At 61.3% G+C, this 15,375-nt stretch carries 13 protein-coding genes; 4 read left to right on the forward strand and 9 right to left on the reverse strand.

What is annotated here, in order from left to right; genetic code table 11:
* Positions 1 to 9 precede the first annotated feature (9 nt).
* From ACT53T_RS23225 to ACT53T_RS23235, 3 genes are all read right to left on the reverse strand, one after another.
* Positions 10 to 1,317 (reverse strand): SCP2 sterol-binding domain-containing protein, encoded by a 1,308-nt coding sequence (locus ACT53T_RS23225; protein ID WP_476163059.1) that lies wholly within the window; start codon positions 1,315 to 1,317, stop codon positions 10 to 12.
* 75 nt (positions 1,318 to 1,392) lie between these two features.
* Positions 1,393 to 1,845 (reverse strand): MarR family winged helix-turn-helix transcriptional regulator, encoded by a 453-nt coding sequence (locus tag ACT53T_RS23230; protein ID WP_476163060.1) that lies wholly within the window; start codon positions 1,843 to 1,845, stop codon positions 1,393 to 1,395.
* A 203-nt stretch (positions 1,846 to 2,048) separates the two neighbouring features.
* Entirely contained in the window at positions 2,049 to 3,140 is a 1,092-nt protein-coding gene (locus ACT53T_RS23235) for an ATP-dependent DNA helicase (protein WP_018266010.1), read from the reverse strand.
* A gap of 194 nt (positions 3,141 to 3,334) precedes the next feature.
* Here ACT53T_RS23235 and ACT53T_RS23240 point away from each other — a divergent pair, with 194 nt between their 5' ends.
* Together ACT53T_RS23240 and ACT53T_RS23245 are read left to right on the forward strand one after the other, a co-directional pair.
* Positions 3,335 to 4,426, forward strand: a complete 1,092-nt coding sequence (locus tag ACT53T_RS23240; protein WP_476163061.1) for a DUF262 domain-containing protein — start codon at positions 3,335 to 3,337, stop codon at positions 4,424 to 4,426.
* 32 nt (positions 4,427 to 4,458) lie between these two features.
* A complete protein-coding gene (locus tag ACT53T_RS23245; RefSeq protein ID WP_476163062.1) occupies positions 4,459 to 5,064 on the forward strand; it encodes an MAE_28990/MAE_18760 family HEPN-like nuclease in 606 nt (201 codons plus the stop codon).
* 32 nt (positions 5,065 to 5,096) lie between these two features.
* On the opposite strand, the gene uvrB is transcribed toward ACT53T_RS23245, so the two are convergent.
* Both uvrB and ACT53T_RS23255 read right to left on the reverse strand, forming a co-directional pair.
* Positions 5,097 to 7,613, reverse strand: coding sequence for an excinuclease ABC subunit UvrB (gene uvrB, locus ACT53T_RS23250; RefSeq protein WP_476163063.1), 2,517 nt, complete (start codon positions 7,611 to 7,613; stop codon positions 5,097 to 5,099).
* Positions 7,614 to 7,673: 60 nt separating this feature from the next.
* Entirely contained in the window at positions 7,674 to 9,584 is a 1,911-nt protein-coding gene (locus tag ACT53T_RS23255) for an ABCB family ABC transporter ATP-binding protein/permease (RefSeq protein WP_476163064.1), read from the reverse strand.
* Between the two features lie 149 nt (positions 9,585 to 9,733).
* Between ACT53T_RS23255 and ACT53T_RS23260 the strand changes: the two genes are divergently transcribed.
* Entirely contained in the window at positions 9,734 to 10,339 is a 606-nt protein-coding gene (locus ACT53T_RS23260) for an LOG family protein (RefSeq protein ID WP_400770296.1), read from the forward strand.
* Positions 10,340 to 10,385: 46 nt separating this feature from the next.
* Here the strand turns inward: ACT53T_RS23260 and cimA are convergent, their stop codons facing one another.
* The 4 genes from cimA to cysS all read right to left on the reverse strand — a co-directional run bounded on the left by cimA (position 10,386) and on the right by cysS (position 14,493).
* Positions 10,386 to 11,981 (reverse strand): citramalate synthase, encoded by a 1,596-nt coding sequence (gene cimA, locus ACT53T_RS23265; protein WP_476163065.1) that lies wholly within the window; start codon positions 11,979 to 11,981, stop codon positions 10,386 to 10,388.
* Positions 11,978 to 12,481, reverse strand: a complete 504-nt coding sequence (locus ACT53T_RS23270) for an N-acetyltransferase family protein (RefSeq protein WP_476163066.1) — start codon at positions 12,479 to 12,481, stop codon at positions 11,978 to 11,980. Before ACT53T_RS23270 ends, cimA begins: the two co-directional genes overlap by 4 nt.
* A gap of 2 nt (positions 12,482 to 12,483) precedes the next feature.
* Positions 12,484 to 12,618, reverse strand: coding sequence for a hypothetical protein (locus ACT53T_RS23275; RefSeq protein ID WP_018266016.1), 135 nt, complete (start codon positions 12,616 to 12,618; stop codon positions 12,484 to 12,486).
* Positions 12,619 to 13,089: 471 nt separating this feature from the next.
* Positions 13,090 to 14,493, reverse strand: a complete 1,404-nt coding sequence (cysS, locus tag ACT53T_RS23280) for a cysteine--tRNA ligase (protein WP_476163067.1) — start codon at positions 14,491 to 14,493, stop codon at positions 13,090 to 13,092.
* Positions 14,494 to 15,034: 541 nt separating this feature from the next.
* Between cysS and ACT53T_RS23285 the strand changes: the two genes are divergently transcribed.
* Positions 15,035 to 15,304, forward strand: coding sequence for a hypothetical protein (locus ACT53T_RS23285; RefSeq protein ID WP_476163068.1), 270 nt, complete (start codon positions 15,035 to 15,037; stop codon positions 15,302 to 15,304).
* The last annotated feature ends 71 nt before the right edge of the window (positions 15,305 to 15,375 follow it).

Genomic DNA, 15,375 nt, shown 5'->3' on the forward strand with positions numbered 1-15,375 from the left:
AGCGCGACATCAGGGAAAGCATTTGCCGAAGGCCGCGAGCAGCCGCGGATCGCCGCGCAGCCTGATCTGGAGCGTGACCAGCGCCCAGAGCAGGCTCCGCTCCTTACGCAGAAAGCGCAGCCAGCTCTGCGCATCGGCGCGGATCGACAGATCCGCCTTTCCGACCAGCCCCTCCTCCACCTCGAGCCGGCCATTGGCGATGCGCACGGTGAGGTCCTTGCGCTCGGCTCCGCTGAAGGCGAAGTGATAGACCGCCGAGAGGCCGGCCGCGCGCTTCCTCTGAAACCGCAGCGACAGGCCGCGCGCGAAGCTCGCAATGGAGGCGGCGCGCAAGCCATTGGCGACGCGCTTCACGCTCTTGTGCGGAAATCGGCGCTTCACATAATCCTCGGCGTCCGAATGCGGCGTCACATAGATCGTCTCCTCCTTCTTCTTCAGCGGATCGACGATGGCTTCCACAAAGCCCTTACGATCGTCACGATAGGCGCCGATCACATCCTCTCCCGCCGGACAGACGGCGAGACAATAGGCGGCTTTGTAATTCGGCCCATAGGCGAGGCTCTGCCACATGGAGACGGTTTCCGCATCCGAGACCTTGCCGCGATAGGAGGCGGCGCTTTTCGCATCGGCGATCGTCTCCGCCCAATCCATGAATCCGCCCATGAACTCGCGATAATTATGCGTGTAGCAGGCGGCGAAATCGAAGCCCCCGTCCGGCGCTATCGCGCCCGTCGGACAGGCGGCGACGCAGAGCTTGCAGGAGAGGCAGGGATTGTAGTCGAGCGGGCGCGAATAGGAATCGAGCGCGACATCGACGACCATCGTCCCGAGCAGAATGAAATTCCCGAATTTCGGATGAATGACATTGCGATGCACGCCCATCTTGCCGAGCCCGGCGGCGACGGCGACGGGCTTATGCGAGATCACCCACATTTTATTGGGCCAGCGCGCCGCCTCCATCGGAAAGGCCATGGCGGGATAGGCGGCGCGATGTCCCAAATCCTCGAGCATTCGCGTCAGCCGATGCGACACCGCATCGGTCTCGTCGCCGACGCGGTGAAACTCGACATTGGCGGACGAGCGCGCCGGGCTTCGGACATTCTCGCGATTCATCCTCATCACGAAAGAGACGAGCGTGCGCGCAAAGGGAAAAGCGGCGAGAATCCCAGCGCGCTCGAAAGTGATCGCCGGATCGTCGATGGAGACGAAGCCGACATCGTCAGCGCCGGCGGAAAGCGCCATCTCGCGCAAGCGTCGCGCCTCGAAAGCCGGAGCGATCGCCGGCGACGATTGCATTTCATGAGCTTCGACAGACATGTGCATATGCCCCTTTTTGCTTGCGCGAAAACTGGACAGCCAGCCTTCAGGCTCGCTCTCGCTCCACCGGGAACATCACTCTTCCTGAACGGCGGCGGCGAGCGCGCGCAGTTCCGCGACGAGATGCGCCAATCTTTCGGCGCCGAATTTTGCTTCCGCCTTGGTCTGCGCCGCGCGCCACAGCGGCAGCGCTATGGCCAGAGTGGCGCGGCCCTGCTTGGTCAGCGTCACCTCGCGCGTGCGACGATCCTCGCCCGCCTTCACGCGCAGCAGCCCGCGCTTTTCCATCACCGCCAGATTGCGCGCGAGCGCGCTGCGATCCAGCACGAAAGCCTCGGCGAGCTTGCTGACCGTCCAGCCTTCCGCCATCGAGCAGGCGACGAGCAGAGAATATTGCGTCGGCTCTAGATCGAGCCCGGAAAGACTCTCCGCATAGAGCTTGCCGACCGCGCGCGCCGCGCGCCGCACATTGGCGATAGCGCAGCTTTGCGCGCAAGCTCTGACTTCGGCCGGATCGGGCTCGTTCATACAAAAGAGGCATATGCCCCTATCTCGCCGATGTCAATGAAATCATCATTCCTCGAGGCCAATCGGATAATGACGGTCACCTTCCCACCTCATGCTGAGGAGGCTCCGCAGGAGCCGTCTCGAAGCGCGAGGGGACTCCAGAGGGCCGCGCTGACGGTTTCCTCGTCCTTCGAGACGGCGGCTGCGCCGCCTCTTCAATGAGCTCAGGCGATGACGGTGAGACGCCGCGCGGCGCGCGTCACGCCCGTGTAGAGCCAGCGCGCGCGATGCTCGCGAAAGGCAAAGGATTCGTCGAAGAGCGCGACATCGTCCCATTGCGAGCCCTGCGACTTGTGCACGGTGAGGCAATAGCCGAAATCGAACTCATCCGTGTCCTTGCGCTGCGCGTAAGGAATCTCGGCGTCGCCGCCTTCGAAGAATTGCGGCAGCACGCCGACGCGCTGGAACTTTCCCGCCATCTCCTCGGGCTCGACGAGCAGGCGCACCTTGCCGCGCCGCAGAGCGCCGGCGCTCTTCACCTTGAACAGCGCGCCATTGAGCAGGCCCTTCTTGCGATTATTGCGCAGGCAGACCAGCTTCTCGCCCGATTGCGGCAGCGAGCCCGTAAAGCCGCGCAATTGCCGCAGGCGATTATTATAGGCGCGGCGTGTGCGATTGAGGCCGACGAGCACCTGATCGGCGTTGGTGACGAGCGCCGGATCGAGCGCGTCGCGCCGCACCACTTGCGTCTCGCCATAGACGCCATAATCGAGCCGTCCGCCCTCGCGAATAATCATGGAGAGACGCACGATCGGATTGTCCGCCGCTTGGCGATGCACTTCCGTCAGCATCACATCGGGCTCGGCCTCGGTGAAATAGCCGCCACCCTTCACCGGCGGCAATTGCGCCGGATCGCCCAGCACCAGCACCTTCTTGCCGAAGGAGAGAAGATCGCGGCCCAATTCCTCATCGACCATGGAGCATTCGTCGATGATGATGAGCTTGGCTTTCGCCGCGTCGCTGTCCTCGTTCAGCTCGAAGGCGGGCTCCTCCGTCTCCGTATCGGTGGCGCGATAGATGAGACTGTGAATGGTGCGCGCATCCTTGCAGCCCTTGGAGCGCATCACCAGCGCCGCCTTGCCGGTGAAGGCGCCGAAAACGACATCGCCGTCGACGCTCTCGGCGATATATTGCGCCAGCGTCGATTTGCCCGTGCCGGCATAGCCGAACAGACGAAACAGCTGCGCGCGGCCGTCCTTCAGCCATGCGGCGACGGCCGAGAGCGCGCGCTCCTGTTCATTGGTCCAGACGGGCATGGGGATTTGAGACTCGTTCGATTGTCGGGCGGACAGGATGGCGGAAGCGGCGGACAGCGGCAAGAGGACGACCGCTGGAATTGCTCCCCCAGCCTCCAACTATTCCCAATTTTACCGTATCATCGAAAGCCGAATCGAAGAGCGCGCCACGCAAGGATACAAAGACAGTTCCACACTTGATCTCGGGAAATAATATGTCACTTGAAAAAGAGATCGAAAATGCAAGACGCCGCGTCAACACAGACGAATACGCCATGTCTATTGGCGAAATAGTTACGATGTACGAAAAAGATGAGCTTATAATAAACCCATCGTTCCAACGCCTATTCCGCTGGAGTGAGCATCAAAAGTCAAAATTCATAGAATCAATCTTGTTGGGAATACCTGTGCCGCCGATTTTTGTATTTGAAACAAACGAAGGACAGTGGGAACTTATTGATGGCTTACAGCGACTATCTACAATATTAGAATTTATGGGTCTACTCATAGACCCTAGCAATAAAAAGCGAGTGATTCCGACCCCACTATCTGCGACGAGCTATCTCCCTTCTCTAGCAGACGCGAGATGGGAAAACACTCGTCTATTCCCAAGAGCGCTACAGTTCTCTTTTCGGCGCGCCCGCTTAAATGTTCAGATATTGAAGCGTCCAAGCGATGAGCATACAAAATTTGACTTGTTCCAGCGCTTGAATGGCGACGGCTCTATCGCAACGCCGCAAGAGGTAAGAAACTGCGCTGTAATTATGGTTGATGAAAAATTATTTGAACTACTTGATAAACTTTCTCGCAATATAGAGTTTTCGGCAGTGTCGCGGATCACCGAAGCAGGAAAAATAAAGCAAAAAAAGCTTGAGTTTGTCATGCGATTTTTTGCATTTACCAAGTATGACTTTGACCCGACGTACGATGTTGAAGAGTTTGTTGACAAGCATATTGTTAATTTTGCCAACAAAAAGAGTGAGCAGGACAAGTATGCAAATATATTTCGGACAACATTTGAACTTCTATTTAGCGCAGCGGGTGAGGATGCACTCCGCCGTTACGATCCCGACTTACAAAAATTCGTCGGTGGTGTCGGGCAGGTGGCACTGGAGTCTGTCGCCGTAGGCATTGCACGCAACATCGAAGCGATCGGCAGACAAAGAAGTCCCGACTCTTTTATTTTGAAAAAGATTAAATCGTTTTGGAGCGAAGAGCGAGCAAAAGCTTTTTCTGCTCCAGGACTACGTGGAACGAAAAGATTGACTGAGACGATTTCGTTCGGAGAAGCGTACTTCGCGCCATGAAGACATACAACGCTGACGAATTTTCGCGCATCGTGACCGAGAACTACACTTGGCGGGTGAGAGAGATATCCGATCTCAAGCAGGTTGTAATGCTTAGCGGAGAACCCTATGGGGCCGTTGCCCGAAAAGCCGCATTCGCATTGGTCTATGCGCACTGGGAAGGCTATGTAAGCTATGTTTCTTTCGCTTACCTGAAGCATATCGCGAGCAAAAAGCCGAAATTTTCGACCCTAATTCCAGCGCTTCAAGCCATACGCCTAACATCAAACGTTCAACAATGGCAGCAACAACGAGATACCATTGGCTTAAGGCTAGATATTGTACAAACCATCCTAAATATAGGAAGCGAACAGTTCAAAAAGGTTCCAGCGGCTTCAATAAACACCGCCGGAAATCTTAATTTTGCTCGCTTTGCAGATATATGCAAGATTATGGGGATTGATGCAAGTCAAGTAGTTACCGACCAGCAATTTCTTGACGAGGAAATAGTCGGAACACGAAACAAGATAGCTCACGGAGATACCATAATTATTTCCGACGACCGCCTTCAAAAAGCAGCGGAATACGTCCTTGTTTTGATGCGCTGCTTCAGAACAGATGCAGAAAATTGTATTTTATCAAAACGATTTGAGATTTGATAAACTTCTTTGAACAATTTATTTGAAATATTTTACTGTTGCTTCCCCTTAACCACTTTCGTCCCCGCCTTGCCCGCCATCGATCGCGGCGCGGGGCGCGACAGCGGCCGCGCTTCGCCTCCGCCGAAATTATGCGGCCCCATATCGGCGTCGGTCGGCTTGCGGGCGCGCGTGCCGGAGATCGCGGGCGCCTCCCCTCCCCGCCCGCGCGGGCGCATCAGCGGATTGGCCTCGGCGAGAAGCTCGGCGCGTTGCAGGCGGGAAATCTCGTCGCGCAGCCTTGCCGCCTCCTCGAAGGCGAGATCGGCGGCGGCCGCCTTCATGCGCTTCTCGAGATCGGCGAGCGTCGCCTGCATATTGTGCCCCGGCGCCAGTTCCGAGAGGCCCGCGTCCACGGTCACGTGATCTTGCTCGGCGAGCGAGCCGAGAATATCGGCGATGTCGCGCTTTATGCTCGCCGGCGTGATGCCGTGCTCGGCGTTATAGGCCTGCTGCTTGGCGCGGCGGCGATCGGTCTCGTCCATGGCGCGCTTCATCGAGCCGGTGATCGTATCCGCATAGAGGATCACGCGTCCATCGACATTGCGCGCGGCGCGGCCGATCGTCTGCACCAGCGAGGTCTCGGAGCGCAAAAAACCTTCCTTATCGGCGTCGAGAATGGCGACGAAGCCGCATTCGGGAATATCCAATCCCTCGCGCAGCAGATTGATGCCGACGAGCACGTCGAAGGCGCCGAGGCGCAGATCACGAATGATCTCGATACGCTCGATCGTGTCTATGTCCGAATGCATGTAGCGCACGCGCACGCCGTTCTCGTGCAGATATTCGGTCAAGTCCTCCGCCATGCGCTTGGTCAGCACCGTGACGAGCGAGCGATAGCCGGCGTCGCTCACCGCCTTCACCTCGCCGAGAAGATCGTCGACCTGCGAACGCGCCGGGCGTATCTCCACCGGCGGATCGATGAGGCCGGTCGGGCGAATGACCTGCTCGACAAAGACGCCGCCCGTGCGCTCCAGCTCCCAATCGCCCGGCGTCGCCGAGACAGCGACCGATTGCGGACGCATCGCGTCCCATTCCTCGAAACGCAAAGGACGATTGTCCATGCAGGATGGCAGGCGAAAGCCATATTCGGCGAGCGTCGCCTTGCGGCGAAAGTCGCCCTTGTACATGGCGCCGATCTGCGGAATGCTCACATGGCTCTCGTCGGCGAAGACGATGGCGTTATCGGGCAGATATTCGAACAGAGTCGGCGGCGGCTCGCCGGGCTTGCGGCCTGTGAGATAGCGCGAATAATTCTCGATGCCGGCGCAAGAGCCGGTCGCCTCCATCATCTCGAGATCGAAGCGCGTGCGCTGCTCCAATCGCTGCGCCTCGACGAGACGCCCGGCATTGTTCAGCTCGCCGAGCCGCCCGCGCAATTCGTCCTTGATCGCCTTGATCGATTGCAGCAGCGTCGGGCGCGGCGTCACATAATGCGAATTGGCGTAGACCTTCACGAATTCCAGGTCTTGCGTCTTCTTGCCGGTCAGCGGATCGAACTCGCAGATCGACTCCACCTCATCGCCGAAAAAGGAGATGCGCCAGCCGCGGTCCTCATAATGCGCCGGGAAAATATCGACCGTATCGCCGCGCACGCGAAACGTGCCGCGCGTGAAATCGGAGCCGATGCGGCGATATTGCAGAGCGACGAGATCGGTGACGAGCTGGCGCTGCTCCAATTTCTCGCCCAGGCTGACGCCGAAGGTCATCGCCGTATAGGTCTCGACAGAGCCTATGCCATAGATGCAGGAGACCGAAGCGACGATGATGACGTCGTCGCGCTCCAGAAGCGAGCGCGTGGCGGCGTGGCGCATGCGGTCGATCTGCTCATTCACCGAGGATTCTTTCTCGATGTAGGTGTCGGTGCGCGGCACATAGGCCTCGGGCTGATAATAATCGTAATAGGACACGAAATATTCGACAGCGTTATTGGGAAAAAAGCTCTTGAACTCGCCATAGAGCTGGGCGGCGAGCGTCTTGTTCGGCGCCAGCACCAGCGCCGGCCGCTGCGTGCGCGCGATCACCTGCGCCATCGTATAGGTCTTGCCGGAGCCGGTGACGCCGAGCAGCACTTGATCGCGCTCATTCGCCTCTATGCCGGCGACCAGCTCCTCGATCGCCTGCGGCTGGTCGCCGCGCGGCTCGTAATCGGAGACGAGATCGAATTTGACGCCGCCTTCGCTCTTCTGCGGCCGCTCCGGCCGATGCGGCGTCCAAGGCTTCTTCTCGCGCAGATTGGGATCGCCGAGCTTCAGCAGCTGCTCGAGGCTCTCCATCGTCGCCGAAACGCCGCCCGCCCCGCCGAGATCGAGCCGCTCGGCCAGCTCGCCATCGACCGCGCCGGCGTCATAGACGGCCTGCGGCGCCTCCTCGAAGCCGGCCTGCCTCTCGGCGAGACCGGGATTGAGCAACGCCTGCAAATGCGGCGCGATCGGCGACACCTCGGGCTTCGCCGCCTTGGCGCGGGTCGGACGGGCCGGGTTCTTGGGCTTTTTCGGGGGAGAGGCCATGGCCGCGAATATGGCCCCGGAATCGCGCTTTTGGAAGTGAAAAGCGATCCGCCTCGCCGGTCACGCCGGCTCCTCCGCCTCCATCCATTCTTGTGTTCCCGCGCGGGGCGCGCCCTCTTCATCCGCCTGCCGCTGGCGACGCCACATAGCGGCATAGGCGCCGTTCTTCTCCAGCAATTGCTGATGCGCGCCGCGCTCCACGATGCGGCCGCGGTCGAGGAACAAGATTTCATCCGCATCAACGACGGTGGAGAGGCGATGCGCGATGACCAGCGTCGTGCGGCCGCGCGAGACGCGCGCCAGCGCCTCTTGAATCTCATGCTCGGTGAAGCTGTCCAGCGCCGATGTCGCCTCGTCGAGAATGAGCAGCGGCGGGCCTTTCAAAATCGTGCGCGCTATGGCGACGCGCTGCTTCTCGCCGCCCGAGAGCTTGAGCCCGCGCTCGCCGACCTGCGCCTCATAGCCGTCGGGAAGCGAGCGGATGAAGCTGTCGATCTGCGCGAGACGCGCCGCCTCGCGCACCTCCTCCATGCTCGCGTCCCAGCGGCCATAGCGTATGTTGTAGGCGATGCTGTCGTTGAACAGCACCGTATCCTGCGGCACCATGCCGATGGCCTCGCGCAGCGAGCGCTGGGTGACGGCGGATATGTCCTGCCCGTCTATGGTGATGCGCCCCGCCTGCGGCTCGTAGAAGCGGAACATGAGCCGCGAGATCGTCGATTTTCCCGCGCCCGAGGGGCCGACGATGGCGATGGTCGCGCCGGGCTCCGCAGTGAAGCTCACGCCCTGCAATATCGGCCGCTTGCTGTCATAGGCGAAGACCACATCGTCGAAGACGATGCGCCCTTCCCTCACATCGAGGTCCTGCGCGCCGGGACGATCGGCGATCTCCGGCTGCTGCGACAGAATGGCGAACATTTTTTCTATGTCGACGATCGCCTGCCGCGTCTCGCGATAGAGCGTGCCCATGAAATTGAGCGGCTGATAGAGCTGGATCATCATGGCGTTGACCAGCACGAAATCGCCGACGCTGTTGCGCCCGCTGCGCACGCCCTGCACGCAGAGGACCATCATGACGGCGAGGCCGATCGTGTAGATCACCGCCTGTCCGGCGTTGAGCAGAGCGAGCGAAATATAAGAGCGTATGCTGGCGTTCTCATAGATCGCCATGGATTTGTCATAGCGCTCCGCCTCGCGCCATTCGGCGACGAAATATTTCACCGTCTCATAGTTCAGCAGGCTGTCGATCGCCTTCACATTGGCGTCGACGTCGCTCTCGTTCATCGAGCGGCGAATGGCGATGCGCCAATTGGTGGCGACGAGCGTGTAGCCGAGAAAAGCCGCGATCGTCGCCATGGCGACCAACGCATAATCCCAATCGAATTGCACGCTGAGCACGCCGACGACGAGCGCGAACTCGACGATTGTCGGAACAGCCGTCGACATCACGAGCCGCGTCAGCGTCTCTATGCCGTCGCGACCGCGCTCCAGCACGCGCGTCAAGCCGCCGGTCTTGCGGCCGATGTGAAAGCGCAGCGACAATTGATGCATATGCACGAAGACGTGATTGGCGAGGCGCCGCACCGCATGCATGGCGACGGCCGCGAAAAGCGCGTCGCGCGCCTGCGTCAGAAGCGCATAGAGCGCCCGCAGCACGCCATAGAGAATGGTGAAGCCGACGGCGCCGCCGAGCAGCGTCGGGACCGCCGCATCGCCGGCCAGGCCGTCCGCCGCCCATTTGAAGGCGAAAGGAACAGCCATGTTCACCAATTTTCCGACGAGCAGCAGAGCGAGCGCGATCAGCACGCGTCGCTCGAGGTCGCGGCGGCCTTTCGGCCATATATAAGGCCAGAGGTTGCGAATGGTCGCGACGAGGGAATCGCGCTGAAGCGGTTGTTCCAGCGTCTCGGCCGCCCCATGTAATGAAACTTGCGCCGAAACCTGCTCTTCTTCTCCATCGACCTGTCGCATCACCCTTTTCCAGTCCTTCCCATGGAGGCGCCGCTATGACATCCGGCATTCATATAAGAGGTTTGGAGCGCGAACGCACGAATGCAACGGTCACGCTGCCGATCGGCGCCGGCCTTGACGCCGCGGCGTCGGCGAGCCATCAAGCAAAAATGAACGACATTCGAAAAATCGAACGTGTCTGCGTCTATTGCGGCTCCTCCACCGGCGATGATCCTATCTACGCCCATGCTGCGGAAGCGCTGGGCGCGGCGCTGGCGCGCGAAGGCATGGATCTCGTCTTCGGCGGCGGCTCCTGCGGCCTGATGGGCGCCGTCGCGCGCGCCACTCTGGCGCAGGGCGGCAAGGTCACTGGAATTATTCCGAGCTTTCTCGACGAGCGCGAGATCGCGCTCTCCTCCGTCACCGAGCTGGAGGTCGTGCCGGACATGCATACGCGCAAGCGTCTGATGTTCGAGAAGTCCGACGCTTTCGTGGCGCTGCCGGGCGGCATAGGCACGCTCGAGGAGCTGACCGAGCAATTGACCTGGATTCAGCTCGGCCGCCACAGCAAGCCGCTCGTCATCGCCGATATCGGCGGCTTTTGGAAGCCGCTGCTCTCGCTCTTCGCGCATATGCACAACGCCGGCTTCATCCGCCCGGGATATGAGGTGCGCTATCTCGTCGCCGAGCGCATAGAGGATGTGATCCCTATGCTGCGCGCGACGCGCGTCGCCAAGAGCGAAGGCGACGAGGCGGCCATAGAGAAGCATTTTTGATCGTAGAGCGCTCCCTTCTCCCACAAAGTGGGAGAAGGACGAACGACTAGACCGCGCCCGATCTGACCAGCTTATAGACGATGGCGTCGACCAGCGCCTCGAAGGACGCGTCGACGACATTGGGCGAGACGCCGACGGTGGACCATATCTCCCCCTTGGCGTCCGCGCATTCGACCAGCACGCGCGTCACCGCATCGGTGCCGCCCTGGAACACGCGCACGCGATAATCGACGAGCTTCACATCCTCGATGAAGGATTGATATTTGCCGAGATCCTTGCGCAACGCCACATCGAGCGCATTGATCGGGCCATTGCCCTCGGCGGCGGAAATGGTCGAGCGCCCGTCTATGCGCAGCTTGACGATCGCCTCGGCGCCCGCCTCCTCCGCGCCGATATTGGCGCCGAAGCGGCGATCGACGGCGACGCTGTAGCGCTCGATGTCGAAATAATGCGGAACCTCGCCGAGCACGCGCTTGGCGAGCAGATAGAAGGATGCGTCGGCGCCCTCATAGGCGTAGCCTTGCGCCTCCTTCTCCTTCACCTCCTCCAGCAGGCGCGTGAGCCGCGGATCGTCCTTCGCGAGCGAAATTCCCAATCGCTCCAGCTCGGCGACGATGTTGGATCGACCGGCCTGATCCGACACCAGCACGCGGCGCTGATTGCCGACGCTCTCCGGCGGCACATGCTCATACGTGCGCGGATCGGTCAGCACGGCGGAGGCGTGAATGCCGGCCTTGGTGGCGAAGGCGCTGGCGCCGACGTAAGGCGCGTGACGATTGGGCGCGCGATTGAGCAATTCGTCGAGCGCATGGCTGGTGCGCGTCAAATTCGTCAGGCTCTCGCGCGTCACGCCGATCTCGAAACGATCCGAGAATTCACTCTTCAGCAGAAGATTTCCGATGATCGTCGTCAGATTGGCGTTGCCGCAGCGCTCGCCGAGCCCGTTGAGCGCGCCTTGAATCTGCCGCGCGCCGCCGCGCACCGCGGCCAGCGAGACGGCGACCGCCTGCCCCGTATCGTCATGCGCATGTATGCCGAGCTTGGCGCCTGGAATGAGGCGCGCGACCTCCGCCACTATGCGCTCCACCTCATTGGGCTGCGAGCCGCCATTGGTGTCGCAGAGCACGATCCATCTCGCGCCGGCCTCATGCGCGGCATTGGCGCAGGCCAGCGCATAATCGCGATTGTCCTTATAGCCGTCGAAGAAATGCTCGCAATCGACGAGCACTTCCTTGCCGCGCGCGACGGCGGCGGCGACAGATTGGCGAATGCCGTCGAGATTATCCTCGAGCGTGGAGCGCAACGCGACGCGCACCTGATAATCCCAGGCCTTGGCGACGAAGGTCACGCAATCGCAATCGGCGTCCAGCAGAGCGGCGACGCCGGGATCGTTGGACGCCGAGCGGCCCTGCCGGCGCGTCATGCCGAAGGCGGCGAAATGCGCCTTCAAGGGCGGGCGTTTCGCAAAAAACTCTGTGTCGAGCGGATTGGCGCCGGGATAGCCGCCCTCGATGTAATCGAGGCCGAGCTCGTCGAGCATTGCGGCGATCTGGCGCTTGTCGGCGAGCGAGAAATCGACGCCGGTCGTCTGCGCGCCATCGCGCAGCGTCGTGTCGAAGAGCGTCAGCCTCTCCCGTGTCATTGCGTTGCAGCCTTGCTCTCGAGTTGCTTCTTCATCGTGGTGTTGCCGAGCCATTCGCCGCGCAGCTCGCGCATGTTGCGCTGATGGGCGACATAGCCGCGCGCGGCGAAGAAATCGCGCGCCGCGTCGGAAGCGTCGACGCTGATCTCGCGCGTTCCGCGCGCGGCGGCGAGCTTTTCCATGGCGTCGGCGAGCGCCGAGCCGACGCCGCGCCGCGCCGCGCGCGGATGCACATAGAGCATGTCGAAGAGCTTATTGTCGCGCAGCGCGGCGAAGCCGGCGATCTCGCCGTCGAGCGAGGCGACAATGGTGAGCGCGCCAGCGAGCTTTTTGGCGAAAGCCTCTTCGTCATCGGCGGCGGCGGCCCAGGCGGCGAGCTGGTCCTCGCCGTAATCTTCGGCGGCGAGCGTCTCTATGCTCGCGCGAAACAATTGCGCGAGGCGCGGCGTATCGGTCGGCAGAAAGGGGCGAAGCCCGGGAGCGGAAGCGGAGCGCGCCATGACTAGATCAGCTCGAAAGCCACGAGCACATGCCATGCGGCGACGGCTGCGAGCGCGAGGATGATGAGCTTGAACACGAGATAAGACGCCCAATGCCCCGGAAAGGGCAGAAATCTGCGCCAGTCGTTCTTAAGCATGGGCGTGGTCTCCTCTCGCGATCTCCGCGCGCGTCTCCTTCTCCCACTTGTGGGAGAAGGTGGCCTCGCAAAGCGAGGTCGGATGAGGGTCCGTAACGATATCCAACGATTCAAGTCGCCGCAGCGAGCCCTCATCCGACCCGAATTCGTCGGGCCACCTTTTCCCCCAAAGCGGGAGAAGGAGTCGCGCGTCTTGATCGTTGGAAATCGATCGGGATTCGTGAGGCGTCGACATGGAGGTCTCACTCCGATCGAAATGCGCAATCGTCGCGCGCGCATCCTTCTCCCATTCATGGGAGAAGGTGGCCTCGCGAAGCGAGGTCGGATGAGGGTCCGCGAACATGACCATCGATTCCGGCCGCCGCAGCGAGCCCTCATCCGACCCGGCTGCGCCGGGCCACCTTCTCCCCCAAAGCGGGAGAAGGAATCGCGCGCCATGATCGTTGGATAATGTTCGGGCGCAGTGAAGCTTCATCGCTTCACCTCCCATGTCGTCGTGCCGTCCTTATTGTCCTTCAACGCAATGCCCCTCGCCGCGAGTTCGTCGCGTATGCGGTCGGACTCGGCCCAGTTTTTTGCCGCACGAGCGGCGTTGCGAGCCTCGATAGCCCCATCGATGAATAGCTTCTCGTCTGGGCCGAGCGTCGATTTGACAAAGTGTTCCGTTAGCTCGACGCCGCAGAGCGCCAAACATCCGGCGAGCGATTCTCGCGCTTCTAGCTTCTCGATATCGCTCGCTGCAGTCCGTGCTATCTTTTCCAGCCTGCGAACTTCAGTCTTGGCGCTTGCTGTGTTGAGATCATCGGCGAGAGCAGCCGCAAATGCCTGCGACGGCACGCCTAGTCGCGAGATCGTTCCTTCTAACAGTCCTGCCAGGCCACCGAGTTCATCCTCTGATTCCTCCAAGCGCTCGACAGTCCAATCGATCGGCTGCCTATACTGGGTCGACAGCATCGCCCAACGAATCGTCGAGCCCGGCCATTTCCGCCCGCCGAAATTCTCCGTGTGCAGCAGCTCGTTGATGGTCACGAAATTCCCCAGGCTCTTGGACATTTTCTCGCCCTCGACCTGCAGGAATCCGTTGTGCATCCAGTAATTCGCCATCGCCTCATGGCCGAAGGCGCAGCGCGTCTGGGCGATCTCGTTCTCGTGATGCGGGAAGACGAGATCGATGCCGCCGCCGTGAATGTCGAAGACCTCGCCCAAATGCTTCCACGACATGGCCGAGCATTCGAGATGCCAGCCGGGCCGACCACGGCCCCAGGGCGAGTCCCAGCCCGGCTCGCTCTCCTTGGAGGGCTTCCACAGCACGAAATCCATGTCGCCGCGCTTATAGGGCGCGACATCGACGCGGGCGCCGGCGATCATCTCGTCGAGCGGACGACGCGACAAGCGGCCATACTCCGGCATGGACGGCACGTCGAACAGCACATGGCCGTCCGCCGCATAGGCGTGGCCGGCGGCGATCATCTTCTCGATGAGGGCGATCATCTCGGCGATATGCTCTGTCGCGCGCGGCTGCACGCTCGGCTCGAGGCAGCCGAGCGCCTTCACATCCTCCTGGAAGATTTTATTGGTGCCCTCGGTCAGCTCGCGGATGGTGATTCCGCGCTCGGCGGCGCGCGCGTTGATCTTGTCGTCGACGTCGGTGATGTTGCGCACGTAAGTGACATGATCGGCGCCATAGAGATGGCGCAGCAGGCGAAACAGCACGTCGAAGACGATGATCGGCCGCGCATTGCCGATATGGGCGTAGTCATAGACGGTGGGGCCGCAGACATACATGCGCACATTCGCCGGATCGAGAGGACAGAACTCCTCCTTGGCGCGCGTCAGCGTATTGTAGAGCTTCAGAACGGGAGCGTCGGACGACATGAATTTCCCCTCGGCCTGCCGGCCCGGGGCGTCATTGCGTGTCATGAAGAGAGACGTGACGGCTCCGGCCAGCGATTGGGCTAGCTGATAATGATCCGACAAAGGATGCAGGAGTGGAGCGTGCTCGTCATGACGCTAACATGCGCGCTCCGCGGCCGTCCGTCAAGTCGCAGACTCGGCCCGTCCTTCGCCTCCGCTCCCCCGGCCCGCCCCCTCGCCCACGCAGCGCACGGCCGCGAGCGCGGGCTTGCCAGATACATCGTTCCACGATATGAAATACATCGTAGAACGATGCAATTGCGGACGCTCTCCCGCGTCGGCGATCGCGCCCGTTCGCATCCCGACGGCTCATCGCCGGCGGCCGCCCGTTATTCCCTCTCGAGGCGACCGATCCGCGGAGAAAGGCGGGATGTGGCGCGCGCCGCCTTCGACTGCCCCGCAAGTCGAAGGCGGCGCGCCTGAAACGACCGAAGAAGGCCCGGACGCCCTCGCGATCGGCGCGAGCGACGTATCGAGAGGCCCGCAATTGGAGGAAACGACAATGAAAATCCGCTTCGTCTTCACCTTCGCCCTCATCGCCGCCGCGGCCGGCGCCGGGCTCGCAGAGGCGACGCCGCGCCAGCTCGGCGATCTCGGCTTCTCGCCGCGGCCGATCGAAAAAGTGAGCTGCGACAATCGCGGCGACGACAAGCAGGCGCGCTGCATGGAGAGCTGCGACGAAGCCTGGATCAAGGCGACGCAGGCCTATAATGGCAATATCGACAAAGCCAAGGTCGACAAGAAGGCCTGCGAGGCCAAATGCGGCTGCTGAGCCGCGCAGCCACGCCTCGCGGCTAAGGCTTTCCTTGATCCCTTCGCCGGAATAAGTCACAACAGCCCGCG

Source organism: Methylosinus sp. DMC45, from assembly GCF_056313885.1.